This window comes from Streptomyces virginiae (genome assembly GCF_040638905.1).
In the GTDB taxonomy this organism is placed as follows: Bacteria; Actinomycetota; Actinomycetes; order Streptomycetales; family Streptomycetaceae; genus Streptomyces; species Streptomyces virginiae_B.
The window spans coordinates 1-11,509 of record NZ_JBEZYV010000037.1; the positions used below are offsets into that span (position 1 = coordinate 1).

Here is an 11,509-nt window from a genome sequence, read left to right on the forward strand (position 1 = left end):
GAGCCGAGGAGACACTCCGGCGGGGCACCGCCCCACACCACCAAGCCCCGCCGGCGATTGAGGCGCGGGGCCCGGGGCAGCGCCCCAGCACCACCCACCCGCCGCAGCCGAACCGCAGGGCCCGCAGCGCCCCAGCACCACCGGCCAGCCGCAGCCGAACCGCAGGGCCCCGGCACCAACCGGCCCGCCGAACCCGGCGGCGGGGGCCGGACCCCTACGGGAGGACCGCCAGCCCGTCCAGTTCGACCAGCGCCGCCTCGTCCCAGAGGCGGACCGCGCCCACGACCGCCATCGCCGGGTAGTCACGGCCCGCCAGCCTCCGCCAGATCCGGCCCAGTTCGGCCGCGTGCACCCGGTACGCGGCCACGTCGACCGCGTACACCGTCACCCGCGCCAGGTCCGCCGGGGCACCGCCCGACGCGGCCAGGGCCGACAGGAGGTTGGCCAGGGCCGTCTCGAACTGCTCCGGCAGGGTCTCCCCCACCACCTTGCCGGCGCCGTCCAGCGCGGTCTGGCCCGCCAGGAACACCAGCCGCGAGCCCGTCGCCACCACCGCGTGCGAGAAACCCGTCGCCGGCGACAACTCCGCCGGGTTGATCCGCTCAAGGCTCACTGACCGGACACCTCCCCCTCCAACGCCCCGTACAGCTCCTTCGCGATGATCGTGCGCTGCACCTCGCTCGCCCCCTCGTAGATCCGCGGCGCCCGCACCTCCCGGTAGAGGTGTTCCAGCAGGTGCCCGCGCCGCAGGGCGACCGCCCCGTGCAGCTGGACCGCGTGGTCCACCACGTACTGGGCCGTCTCCGTGGCCAGCAGCTTCGCCATCGCCGCCCGCCTCGGCACGTCCGCCGCGCCCCGGTCGTACGCCCCCGCCGCCGCGTACACCAGCAGCCGTGCCGCCTCCGTACGGGTGGCCATCTCGGCCACCCGGTGCGCCACCGCCTGGAGGTCGCTCAGCGTTCCGCCGAACGCGGTCCGCCCGGCCGTGTGGGCTAGCGTCGCGTCCAGTGCGGCCCGGGCCATGCCCACCGCGAACGCGCCGACGCTGGGCCGGAAGAGGTTCAGGGTGCCCATGGCGACGCGGAAGCCCCGTCCGGGCTCGCCGAGCAGGTCCTCCGGGCCGACCGGGACCCCGTCGAAACGGAGGGATCCGATGGGGTGCGGGGCCAGCATGTCCAGCGGCTCGCCGCTGAGGCCCTCTCGGTCCGCGGGGACCAGGAAGGCCGACACCCCCTTCGCACCCGGCCCTTCACCCGTACGGGCGAACACGGTGTAGAAATCCGCCTCGGGTGCGTTGGAGATCCAGCACTTCTCGCCGCTGAGCCGCCACCCGCCCCCGCCCCCGGCGGCCCCGGCGGCGCCGCCCGCCGGATCGCGCTCCGCGGCCAGCGCCAGCGCCGCCGCGTCCGAGCCCGCCCCCGGCTCGCTGAGTGCGAACGCGGCCACGGCCCGCCCTGCCCGCACGTGCGGCAGCCACCGCTGCCGCTGCGCCTCGCTCCCCGCCCGCAGGACCGGGTACGCCCCCAGTCCCTGCAGGGCCAGCGCGGTCTCGGCCTCCGTGCAACCGTAGGCCAGGGACTCCCGCAGCAGGCACAGCTCCAGCGCGCCCGAGGCGAACACCCGCTCCAACAGGCCCAGCTCACCCAACGCCGCCAGCAGCGGCCGGTTGACCCTGCCCGGTTCCCCCTTCTCCGCCAGCGGCCTCAGCCGTTCGGCCGACAGTGCGCGCAACCGCCCGCACCACTCCTCCTGGTCCACACCGAGCGCGAATCCGGTCATCCGAACATCCCCGCATCTATCGCGTCCTGTTGACTGCCGTCATCATCACGATACGCTCCAAGGAGTACCTCCCGGCGGTCGCCGGGAGAAACGACCGCACGGCCGGCCCCACCCCACTCCGGACCGCTGCAAGGGGGGCGAACCCGCCTTGGACCTCAAGCCTTCCGCTCACGTCGACACCTTCGCCCGCGACCATCTGCCACCCGCGGACGCCTGGCCGGAGCTCCTCTTCGATCTGCCCGAACTGGCCTATCCCGACCGGCTGAACTGCGGTGCCGAGCTGCTCGACGCCACCATCGCCCGGTTCGGGGACGCCGGCGCCGACCGCCCGGCCTTCCGTGACGGCGCCGGCGAGGTGTGGACGTACGGCGGACTGCGCGACCGCGTGGACCGCCTCGCCCACGTCCTCACCGCCGACCTCGGCGTCGTGCCGGGCAACCGGGTGCTCCTGCGCGGGCCCACCGGCCCCTGGCTCGCCGCATGCTGGCTCGCGGTGATGAAGGCGGGCGCGGTCGCCGTCACCGTCCTGCCCCAGCAGCGCGCGCAGGAGCTGGCGACGGTGTGCGCGATGGCCCAGGTCCGGCACGCCCTGTGCCATGCGGGCGTGCTGGACGACCTGGTGAAGGCCGAGGTGCCGGGGCTGCGGATCACCGCCTACGGGGGCGGTGCCCCGGACGACCTGCTGAGACTGGCCGAGCGCCACGACGCGCCCTTCCCCGCCGTCCCGACCTCCGCCGACGACGTCGCCCTGATCGCCTTCACCTCCGGGACCACCGGCCGGCCCAAGGGCTGCATGCACTTCCACCGCGACCTGCTCGCCGTCGCCGACACCTTCTCCCGGCACGTGCTGCTGCCCCGCCCCGACGACGTGTTCGCGGGCAGTCCTCCGCTCGGCTTCACCTTCGGCCTCGGCGGGCTCGTCGTCTTCCCGCTGCGCGCCGGCGCGTGCGCGCTGCTGCTGGAGGACGCGGTGCCGCGCCGGCTGCTGCCCGCGCTCGCGGAGCACCGGGTGACGGTGCTGTTCACCGCGCCCACCGCCTACCGGGCGATGCTGGACGCCCTCGGCCCGTACGACGTGGGCATGTACGACCTGTCGGCGCTGCGCCGCTGCGTCTCGGCCGGGGAGAACCTGCCCGCCGCCACCTGGCGGGCCTGGTATGACCGCACCGGCCTGCGGATCGTCAACGGCATCGGGGCGACCGAGCTGCTGCACATCTTCATCTCCGCCGCCGACGAGGACATCCGGCCCGGCACGACCGGCAGGGTGGTGCCCGGCTGGGAGGCCCGGGTGGTGGACCGGGCCGGACGGCCGGTCGCGGACGGCGAGCCGGGGCTGCTGGCCGTGCGCGGCCCGGTGGGCTGCCGCTATCTGGCCGATCCCCGGCAGGCGGAGTACGTGCAGGGCGGCTGGAACCTGACCGGCGACACCTACGTGCGCGATGCCGAGGGCTACTTCCGCTACGTCGCCCGCGCCGACGACATGATCGTCTCGGCGGGCTACAACATCGCGGGCCCGGAGGTCGAGGAGGCCCTGCTGCGCCACCCGGACGTGGTGGAGGCCGCGGTCGTGGGCCGCCCGGACGAGCGACGCGGGCAGGTCGTCGTGGCGTACACCGTCGTCCGTGAGGGCGTGGTCCTGACCGAGGACGCCCTGCGCACGTTCATGCGGGCGGAACTGGCCCCGCACAAGTGCCCGCGCTCCTTCGTCTTCCTCCCCGCGCTCCCCCGGACGGCCACGGGCAAGCTCCAGCGCTTCCGGCTGCGCGATCAGGAAACCCGGCCCGGTCGGCGAGACGCCCTAGAGTGAAGCCGTGGTCGAGCAGCACACTCCGCGATCCCTGATCGTCACGTTCTACGGAGCCTACGGGCGGGCCTTCGGGGGCCCGGTCCCGGTGTCCGCGCTGGTCCGCCTGCTGGGCGCGGCCGGCGTGGACGCCCCGTCGGTCCGCTCGTCGGTGTCCCGGCTGAAGCGGCGCGGCTTCCTGCTGCCCGCGCGGGCGGCGGACGGCGCGGCGGCGTACGAGCTGTCCGGCGAGGCGCGCCGGCTGCTGGACGACGGTGACCGCCGGATCTACGGCGGCCCGCAGCCGTCGGACGAATGGCTGGTGGCGGTGTTCTCCGTACCGGAGCAGGAGCGGAGCAAACGGCACCTGCTGCGCTCCCGGCTGGCCGGGCTCGGCTTCGGCGCGGTGGCGCCGGGCGTGTGGATCGCGCCGGCCCGGCTGGCGGAGGAGACCGCTCACACGCTGGAGCGGCTGCACCTGACGCCGTATGTGGAGCTGTTCCGCGGCGATCACCTGGGCTTCGCCCCGGCCGCCGAGGCGGTGGCCCGCTGGTGGGACCTGGCGGCGCTGGCCAAACAGCACGAGGAGTTCCTCGACCTGCACGAACCGGCCCTGCGCGCCCTCCAGTCGGGCCACCTGCCGACACCGCAGGAGGCGTACCGCGGCTACCTTCTCGCGCTGGACAGCTGGCGCCGTCTGCCGTACGCCGACCCGGGCCTGCCGCGCGAGCTGCTCCCGGCGGGCTGGCCGGGCGACCGGGCGGCGGCCGTCTTCGCGGAGCTCCACGCCCGTCTGCGGGACATCGGGGCGCGGTTCGTGGAACTGCAGGCGCCCACGTGAAATGACGTGCGGGCGGCCCGGCCGTCGCGGCAGGATGAGCCATGACCTGGACCTTCACCACCGATCTGGCCGCCTACCGGGCCGCGGCGGGCCCGGCCGTGGCCGCGCAGCCCGTGTCCAACACCCTGTTGCTGAGCGTCGCCGACGCGCTGGAGCGGCGCGGGCTGCACACCTTCGGCCCCGAGTCCCCCGTCTTCGGCTGGTGGACCGGGCCCGACGGTGTCGTCTCCGGCGCTCTGGTGTGCACTCCACCGCACCCGCTGCAGCTCGGAGCGCTGCCCGGGGAGGCGGTGCGCGCGCTGGCCGACGCGCTCGCCACCGAGCCGCTGCTGGTCGGGCTCCCGGGGATCAACGCCCGCCGCCCGGATGCTGAGGCACTGGCGGCGGCCTGGGGCCGGCCAACCGTCGTCGCCGAGGAGCTCCGGCTGTACCGGCTGGCCGGCCTGGTCGCACCGCTGCCCTTCCCGACCGGCCGGGCGCGGGTGGCGTCCGAGGAGGATGTGCCCCTGCTGGTCGAGTGGATGGAGGCGTTCCACACCGAGCTGGAGATACCGGCCGGGGCTTGCGAGGCGCTCGTGCGCGACCGGCTCTCGTACGGGGGCCTCCGGCTGTGGGAGGACTGCGGTGTCCCCGTCTCGCTGGCCGCCTTCTCCCGTCCGATCGGCTCCGCCTCCCGTGTCGGGCCGGTGTACACCCCGCCCGGGCTCCGGGGCCGCGGGTACGCCGCCGGGGTCACGCACGCGGTGAGCGGGGCGGCGTACGCGGCTGGAGCCTCGGAGGTCGTCCTCTTCACCGACCTCGCCAATCCGACGAGCAACGGGCTCTACCTGCGGTTGGGTTACGTGCCGGTGGAGGACCGCGCCCGGATCGAGGCGGCCTGACCGGCGTCAGCCGCGGCCCGTGGGGGGTTTGCGGCTGCCGGCGCGGTACGGCGTCGGCCAGGGGGCGGCCGGGCCTTCGTAGGACTGGTCGGCGGCCGCGTGCAGGGTCCAGTGGGGGTCGTAGAGGTGGGGGCGGCCGAGGGCGCACAGGTCGGCGCGGCCCGCCAGCAGCAGGGAGTTGACGTCGTCCCAGGAGGAGATGGCCCCGACGGCGATGACGGGGACGCCGAGCGCGTTGCGGATCCGGTCGGCGTACGGGGTCTGGTACGAGCGGCCGTACTCGGGGGCCTCGTCCGCGACGACCTGGCCGGTGGAGACGTCGATGGCGTCCGCGCCGTGGGCGGCGAACGCGGCGGCGATCTCCACGGCCTCCTCCGGTGAGGTGCCGCCCGGTGCCCAGTCGGTGGCCGACAGGCGCACGGTCATGGGCCGGTCCCCGGGCCAGACGGCGCGGACGGCGTCGAAGACCTCCAGCGGGAAGCGCAGGCGGTTCTCCAGGGAGCCGCCGTAGGCGTCGTCGCGGTGGTTGGTCAGCGGCGAGAGGAAGCCGGATAGCAGGTAGCCGTGGGCGCAGTGCAGTTCGAGGAGGTCGAAGCCGCAGTCCGCGGCGCGGACGGCGGCCGCCGCGAAGTCGGAGCGCAGTGCGGCCAGGTCCGCCCGTTCCAGGGCGCGCGGGAGCGCCGAGACGCCCGGCCGGTAGGGCAGGGCCGAGGCGGCCACCAGCGGCCAGTTGCCGTCCGGGAGGGGGTCGTCCATGCCCTCCCACATCACCTTGGTGGAGCCCTTGCGGCCCGCGTGGCCGAGCTGGACGCCGAGTGCGGCGCCGGGCGCCGAGGTGTGGACGAAGTCGGCGATGCGCCGCCAGGCGGCGGCCTGCTCCTGGGTGTAGAGGCCGGCGCAGCCGGGGGTGATGCGGCCCTCTTCGCTGACGCAGACCATCTCGGTCATCACCAGGCCGGCCCCGCCGAGGGCCCGCGCGCCGAGGTGGACGAGGTGGAAGTCGCCGGGCACGCCCTCCTCGGCCGAGTACATGTCCATGGGAGAGACGACGACCCGGTTGCGCAGGGTCAGGCCGCGCAGGGTGAGCGGGGTGAACATGGGCGGGGTGGTCTCGTCCGGGCAGCCGAAGTCCCGTTCGACGGCGCGGGTGAAGCGCTCGTCGCGCAGCCGCAGGTTGTCGTGCGTGACGCGGCGGCTGCGGGTGAGGAGGTTGAAGGCGAACTGCCGGGCGGGCTGGTCGACGTATCCGGCGAGTTCCTCGAACCACCGGCTGCTGGCGGCCGCGGCCCGCTGGGTGCTGGCGACCGCCGGGCGGCGGGCCGTCTCGTACGCGGCGAGGGCGGCCGGTACGTCCCCTCCGGCCGCGTCGACGGCTTCGGCGAGGGCGAGGGCGTCCTCCACCGCGAGTTTGGTGCCGGAGCCGATGGAGAAGTGGGCGGTGTGCGCGGCGTCGCCGACGAGCGCCACGTTGCCGTGGGACCAGTGCTCGTTGACGACGGTGCGGAACTGCGTCCAGGTGGAGCGGTTGCCGTGCAGCGGGCGGCCGCGCAGGGCCTCGCTGAAGATCTTGGCGCAGCGGGCCGCCGATTCGTCCTCGTCGCAGAGGTCGAGGCCCGCAGCCCGCCAGACCTCCTCCCGCATCTCGACGATGACGGTGGAGGCGTCCGCGGCGTACGGGTAGGCGTGCAGCTGCATGACTCCGTGCTCGGTCTCCGCGATCTCGAAGCGGAAGGCTTCGAAGGCGAAGTCGGCGGCGAGCCAGATGTAGCGGCAGCGGCCGGCGGTCAGCGTGGGCCGGTAGTGGGCGGCGTCCGCTTCGCGGATCGCGCTGTGCACTCCGTCCGCCGCGACGACCAGGTCGTGGGTGGTACGCAGCCGGGTGACGTCCGGGGCTTCGGTGCGGAAGCGGAGCCGGACGCCGAGTCCGGCGCAGCGCTCGTGCAGGATCTCCAGCAGCCGGCGCCGTCCGATGGCGGCGAAGCCGTGGCCGCCGGAGGTCAGCAGCCGTCCGCGGTGCACCACGTCAACGTCGTCCCAGCGCACGAATTCCCTGCTCAGGGCGCTATGGACGACGCTGTCGGCGCGTTCGACGCCGCCGAGGGTCTCGTCGGAGAGGACCACGCCGAAGCCGAAGGTGTCGTCCGGGGCGTTGCGTTCCCACACCTCCACGGTGTGGCCCCGGCGGGCCAGCAGCGCGGCGGCGTACAGCCCTCCCGGTCCGCCGCCGACGACGGCGACCCGCAATGCGCTGCCGTGCGGCATGGCGTTACCTGCCCTTCCACTCCGGCTGCCGTTTCCCGGTGAAGGCCGCGTGGAACTCCGCGTAGTCCTGGCCGTTCATGAGCAGGGCCTGGGTGGCGGCGTCGAGCTCGACCGACGCGGCCAGCGGCATGTCGAGTTCGGCGGTGAGCAGCGCCTTGGTCTGCGCGTGGGCGAGGGAGGGGCCCGCGGCGAGGCGGGCGGCGAGTTCGGCGGCCCGCACGTGGGCCTTGCCCTCGTCGGTGAGCTCGCTGAGCAGGCCGATCCGCTCGGCCTCGGCGGCGTGGACGGGCTCGCCGAGCATCAGCAGGCGGGTGGCGTGGCCGAGGCCGACGACGCGGGGCAACAGGTAGGCGGCGCCCATGTCGCCGCCGGAGAGGCCGACGCGGGTGAAGAGGAAGGCGAAGCGGGCGGTGGGGTCGGCGATCCGGAAGTCGGCGGCGAGCGCGAGGACGGCGCCGGCGCCGGCGGCCACGCCGTGCACGGCGGCGATCACCGGGAAGGGGCATTCGCGGATCGCGCGGACCACTTGGCCGGTCATCCGGTTGAAGTCGAGGAGCTGGGCGGTGTCCATGGCGAGGGTGGCGCCGATGATCTCGTCGACGTCTCCGCCGGAGCAGAAGCCGCGGCCCTCGCCGCCCAGGACGAGGGCGCGCACGGAGCGTTCGCGGGACAGTTCGGCGAGCAGATCGCGCAGGTCGGCGTAGGCGCCGAAGGTGAGTGCGTTGATCTTTTCGGGGCGGTCGAAGGTGACGGTGGCGACGCCGTCCTGCCGGGTGAGGCGGAGGTGGTGCCACCGTTCGGTCGCTGGAGTGGAACCGGTGAAGGGGCTCACCCGATCGACGTTATCACCAGATCGTGACCACCGTCAGAGAAGCGCTACACATGGGGGACCTGCCGCCGGCCGGCCCCACCTGCCGAAGGTCCCCGCCTCCCTCGCGGCGCATTCACCCGGCCGACGTGTGAACGCGGCGCCCGGCGCGCCGACCGGCCTCGTACGACTATGCGTCATTCGGGCCGGGACGGCCGAGGGTGGCGACGAGCACGGCCTTGATGGTGTGCAGCCGGTTCTCGGCCTCGTCGAAGACGACGGAGTGCTCCGACTCGAAGACCTCGTCCCTCACCTCCAGCGAGTCGAGCCCGTGCCGCTCGTGGATCTCCCGGGCCACCTTGGTGCCCAGGTCGTGGAAGGCCGGCAGGCAGTGCATGAACTTCACGTCCGGGTTCCCGGTGGCCCGCAGCACGTCCATGGTGACGGCGTACGGCGCCAGGGCCGCGATCCGCTCGTCCCAGACCTCCTTGGGCTCCCCCATGGACACCCAGACGTCGGTCACCACGAAGTCGGCCTGGGTGACCCCCGCGTCGACCTCCTCGGTCAGGGTGATCCGCGCACCGCTGTCCGCCGCGAGCCTGCGCGCCTCGGCCACCACGTGCTCGGCGGGCCAGTAGCTCCTGGGCGCGACGATGCGGACGTCCATGCCCAGCAGCGCGCCGGTCACGAGGTAGGAGTTGCCCATGTTGAAGCGGGCGTCGCCGAGGTACGCGAAGGAGATCCGGTGCAGCGGCTTGGCGCTGTGCTCGGTCATGGTGAGGACGTCGGCCAGCATCTGGGTGGGGTGCCAGTCGTCGGTCAGCCCGTTGAAGACGGGGACGCCGGAGTGCGCGGCGAGCTCCTCGACGGCCGCCTGGCTGTCACCCCGGTACTCGATGCCGTCGAACATCCGGCCCAGCACCCGGGCGGTGTCCCGGACCGACTCCTTGTGCCCCATCTGCGAGCCCGTCGGGTCGAGGTAGACGGTGTGGGCGCCCTGGTCCGCGGCGGCGACCTCGAAGGCGCAGCGGGTGCGCGTCGAGGTCTTCTCGAAGATCAGCGCGATGTTCCTGCCTCGAAGCAGAGGCTGCTCGATCCCGGCCTTCTTGGCCGCCTTCAGATCGGCGGCGAGCTCAATGAGGCCGCGGAACTCGGCGGCCGAGAAGTCGAGCTCCTTGAGAAAACTGCGGCCTTTGAGGTCGGGGGCCATGGGGTCGCTCCAGCGTCACGGTGACAGGGGATACTGGAAGTCTATACGACGCACTGTATTGGTATACAGACCTGCGGGGGTCCCGCGCGTGTGACCTTTTCCCCACTCCGCCCCGCAGGACCTGCTCAGACGGGGTCCCGCTCCACCGGGCAGCTCATGCAGCGCGGCCCGCCCCGGCCCCGCCCCAGCTCGCTGCCCGGGATCTCGATCACCTCGATGCCCTGCTTGCGCAGGTGCGTGTTGGTGGTCACGTTCCGCTCGTAGGCGACCACCACGCCCGGCTCGACGGCGAGCACGTTGCACCCGTCGTCCCACTGCTCGCGCTGCGCCGAGTGCACGTCCTGGGTCGCGGTCAGCACCCGGATCGAGTCGAGCGACAGCGCCGCGGCGATGGCCAGGTGCATGTGCTCGGCCGGATGGTCGGTCACCTTCAGCTCGGTGGCGCCGTCGCCCGGCTCGATCGTGTAGGAGGGGAGCATGCCGAGCCCCTCGTACTGAGTGAACGTATCTCCGTCGACCATCGTCATCACGGTGTCCAGGTGCATGAAGGCCCGGCGCTTCGGCATGTCGAGGGCCACGATGGAGGTCGCCGAACCGGCGGCGAACAGACCTCGCGCCAGCATCTCCACCGCTTGCGGCGTGGTCCGCTCGCTCATCCCGATCAGCACCGCGCCGTTGCCGATGACGAGGACGTCCCCGCCCTCGATCGTCGAGGGGTAGTCCGCCTGCCCCTGCGACCAGTAGTGGAAGGCGCCGGAGGTGGTGAAGAGCGGGTGGTGGCGGTAGATCGCCTCGAAGTGCACGGTCTCGCGCTGCCGGGCGGGCCAGCGCATCGCGTTGATGGACACTCCGTCGTAGATCCAGGCGGAGGTGTCGCGGGTGAAGAGGTGGTTGGGCAGCGGCCCGAGCAGGAAGTCGTCCAGGTCCAGGGCGTGGAAGCGCACCGACACGGGCTCGGCGTGCCGTTCCAGGAACTCCCGCTTGGTCATCCCGCCGACCAGCGCCTCCGCCAGGTCCGCCGAGGCCAGCCCGTCGAAGACCGACCGCAGGTGGTCGATGGCGAGCGGCCCGTACTCCTTCTCGTCGAACACCCGGTCCAGGACGAGGCGCCTGGCCTCCGGGACGTCCAGGACCTCGCACAGCAGGTCCCCGAAGAGGTGGACCTCCACGCCCCGGTCCCGCAGCACGTCCGCGAAGCCGTCGTGCTCCTGGCGGGCCCTGCGCACCCACAGCACGTCGTCGAAGAGGAGCGCGTCCTTGTTGCCGGGTGTGAGCCGCTTCAGCTCCAGGTCGGGCCGGTGGAGGATGACGCGGCGAAGCCGCCCGGTCTCGGAGTCGACATGGAATCCCATGCCGTACACGTTCGCAGACCGGGCGGCCTTTTGAGGTGGCGTCGACTCAGCGGGGCAGGGCGACACCGAGAAGTGCCTCCGGCGCTCCCGTGACCTCCGGCGCGAGGAGACCCAGCTTGGGCGTGGTCAGGTTCGGCAGGCCGAAGTTGGAGCCGTCCGGCATCGTGAGCGGGGAGCCGACGACCGCGCCCGGGGTACGGGTGCGGACGGTGGTGGCGGGCGACTCCAAGGACCCCTCTCCGTCCGTCTCCGGACGGCCCGCCAGGTTCGGCAGCGGGGAGGTGACCAGGGTCTCGCCGAGCTCCGTGGCGACCGGGACCGCCGGGAGCAGTGGCGAGGGGAGCATGTCCCCCTTGTGCATGCGAGGAGCCTCGGGCGCTCCGACGACCGGCAGCGGCACCGCGGTGGCGATCCGCGGCACGTCCAGGCCCGTCGTGGTCTCCACACCCTCGAGCGGGACACCCACCGGCACCCCGTCGGCGACGGCCGGGGTGGCCACACCGGCCGCGGCCATACAGGTCAGGAGCGCCGCAATGCTTCCGCGCGCGGTCATCTTCATAGGTGATGTTCCGTCCTTCCAGGCTGGCGGTCAT

Annotated in this window: 10 protein-coding genes; 3 read left to right on the forward strand and 7 right to left on the reverse strand. The window is 73.5% G+C overall.

Translation table 11 applies throughout. The features are described from left to right. Window positions 1-214: 214 nt before the first annotated feature. Entirely contained in the window at window positions 215-613 is a 399-nt protein-coding gene (locus AB0F82_RS32425; RefSeq protein ID WP_356811709.1) for a RidA family protein, read from the reverse strand. Further along, entirely contained in the window at window positions 610-1,779 is a 1,170-nt protein-coding gene (locus AB0F82_RS32430) for an acyl-CoA dehydrogenase family protein (RefSeq protein WP_362633983.1), read from the reverse strand. The genes AB0F82_RS32425 and AB0F82_RS32430 overlap by 4 nt, the downstream gene beginning before the upstream one ends. A gap of 148 nt (window positions 1,780-1,927) precedes the next feature. Here AB0F82_RS32430 and AB0F82_RS32435 point away from each other — a divergent pair, with 148 nt between their 5' ends. The 3 genes from AB0F82_RS32435 to AB0F82_RS32445 are packed head-to-tail and all read left to right on the forward strand — an operon-like array spanning window position 1,928 to window position 5,284. Then, a complete protein-coding gene (locus tag AB0F82_RS32435) occupies window positions 1,928-3,586 on the forward strand; it encodes an AMP-binding protein (RefSeq protein ID WP_362633986.1) in 1,659 nt (552 codons plus the stop codon). Window positions 3,587-3,590: 4 nt separating this feature from the next. Then, window positions 3,591-4,403 carry a PaaX family transcriptional regulator gene (locus tag AB0F82_RS32440; RefSeq protein WP_362633989.1) on the forward strand — a complete coding sequence of 271 codons (813 nt, stop codon included), beginning with the start codon at window positions 3,591-3,593 and terminating at the stop codon, window positions 4,401-4,403. Window positions 4,404-4,444: 41 nt separating this feature from the next. Continuing rightward, window positions 4,445-5,284: a GNAT family N-acetyltransferase gene (locus AB0F82_RS32445; protein ID WP_362633992.1), complete on the forward strand. Its 840-nt coding sequence runs from the start codon at window positions 4,445-4,447 to the stop codon at window positions 5,282-5,284. Window positions 5,285-5,290: 6 nt separating this feature from the next. Here AB0F82_RS32445 and AB0F82_RS32450 read toward each other — a convergent pair whose 3' ends face one another. From AB0F82_RS32450 to AB0F82_RS32470, 5 genes are all read right to left on the reverse strand, one after another. Continuing rightward, a complete protein-coding gene (locus AB0F82_RS32450) occupies window positions 5,291-7,546 on the reverse strand; it encodes a bifunctional salicylyl-CoA 5-hydroxylase/oxidoreductase (RefSeq protein ID WP_362633995.1) in 2,256 nt (751 codons plus the stop codon). Between the two features lie 4 nt (window positions 7,547-7,550). Continuing rightward, window positions 7,551-8,378, reverse strand: coding sequence for an enoyl-CoA hydratase family protein (locus AB0F82_RS32455; protein ID WP_362633997.1), 828 nt, complete (start codon window positions 8,376-8,378; stop codon window positions 7,551-7,553). 166 nt (window positions 8,379-8,544) lie between these two features. Beyond that, the gene (gene argF, locus AB0F82_RS32460; RefSeq protein ID WP_362634000.1) at window positions 8,545-9,564 is read right to left on the reverse strand and encodes an ornithine carbamoyltransferase; all 1,020 of its coding nucleotides are present in this window, start codon (window positions 9,562-9,564) and stop codon (window positions 8,545-8,547) included. Window positions 9,565-9,689: 125 nt separating this feature from the next. Next, window positions 9,690-10,916 (reverse strand): arginine deiminase, encoded by a 1,227-nt coding sequence (locus AB0F82_RS32465; protein WP_356811717.1) that lies wholly within the window; start codon window positions 10,914-10,916, stop codon window positions 9,690-9,692. A 46-nt stretch (window positions 10,917-10,962) separates the two neighbouring features. Further along, a complete protein-coding gene (locus AB0F82_RS32470) occupies window positions 10,963-11,469 on the reverse strand; it encodes a hypothetical protein (protein ID WP_362634003.1) in 507 nt (168 codons plus the stop codon). Window positions 11,470-11,509 lie beyond the last annotated feature (40 nt).

What these genes read in the sequence shown, in the direction of transcription:
- AB0F82_RS32450 (WP_362633995.1), bottom strand. Translation starts at nt 7,546, where the DNA reads ATGCCGCACGGCAGCGCATTGCGGGTCGCCGTCGTCGGCGGCGGACCG.
- AB0F82_RS32465 (WP_356811717.1), bottom strand. Translation starts at nt 10,916, where the DNA reads ATGGGATTCCATGTCGACTCCGAGACCGGGCGGCTTCGCCGCGTCATC.
- AB0F82_RS32470 (WP_362634003.1), bottom strand. Translation starts at nt 11,469, where the DNA reads ATGACCGCGCGCGGAAGCATTGCGGCGCTCCTGACCTGTATGGCCGCG.
- argF (WP_362634000.1), bottom strand. Translation starts at nt 9,564, where the DNA reads ATGGCCCCCGACCTCAAAGGCCGCAGTTTTCTCAAGGAGCTCGACTTC.
- AB0F82_RS32445 (WP_362633992.1), top strand. Translation starts at nt 4,445, where the DNA reads ATGACCTGGACCTTCACCACCGATCTGGCCGCCTACCGGGCCGCGGCG.
- AB0F82_RS32430 (WP_362633983.1), bottom strand. Translation starts at nt 1,779, where the DNA reads ATGACCGGATTCGCGCTCGGTGTGGACCAGGAGGAGTGGTGCGGGCGG.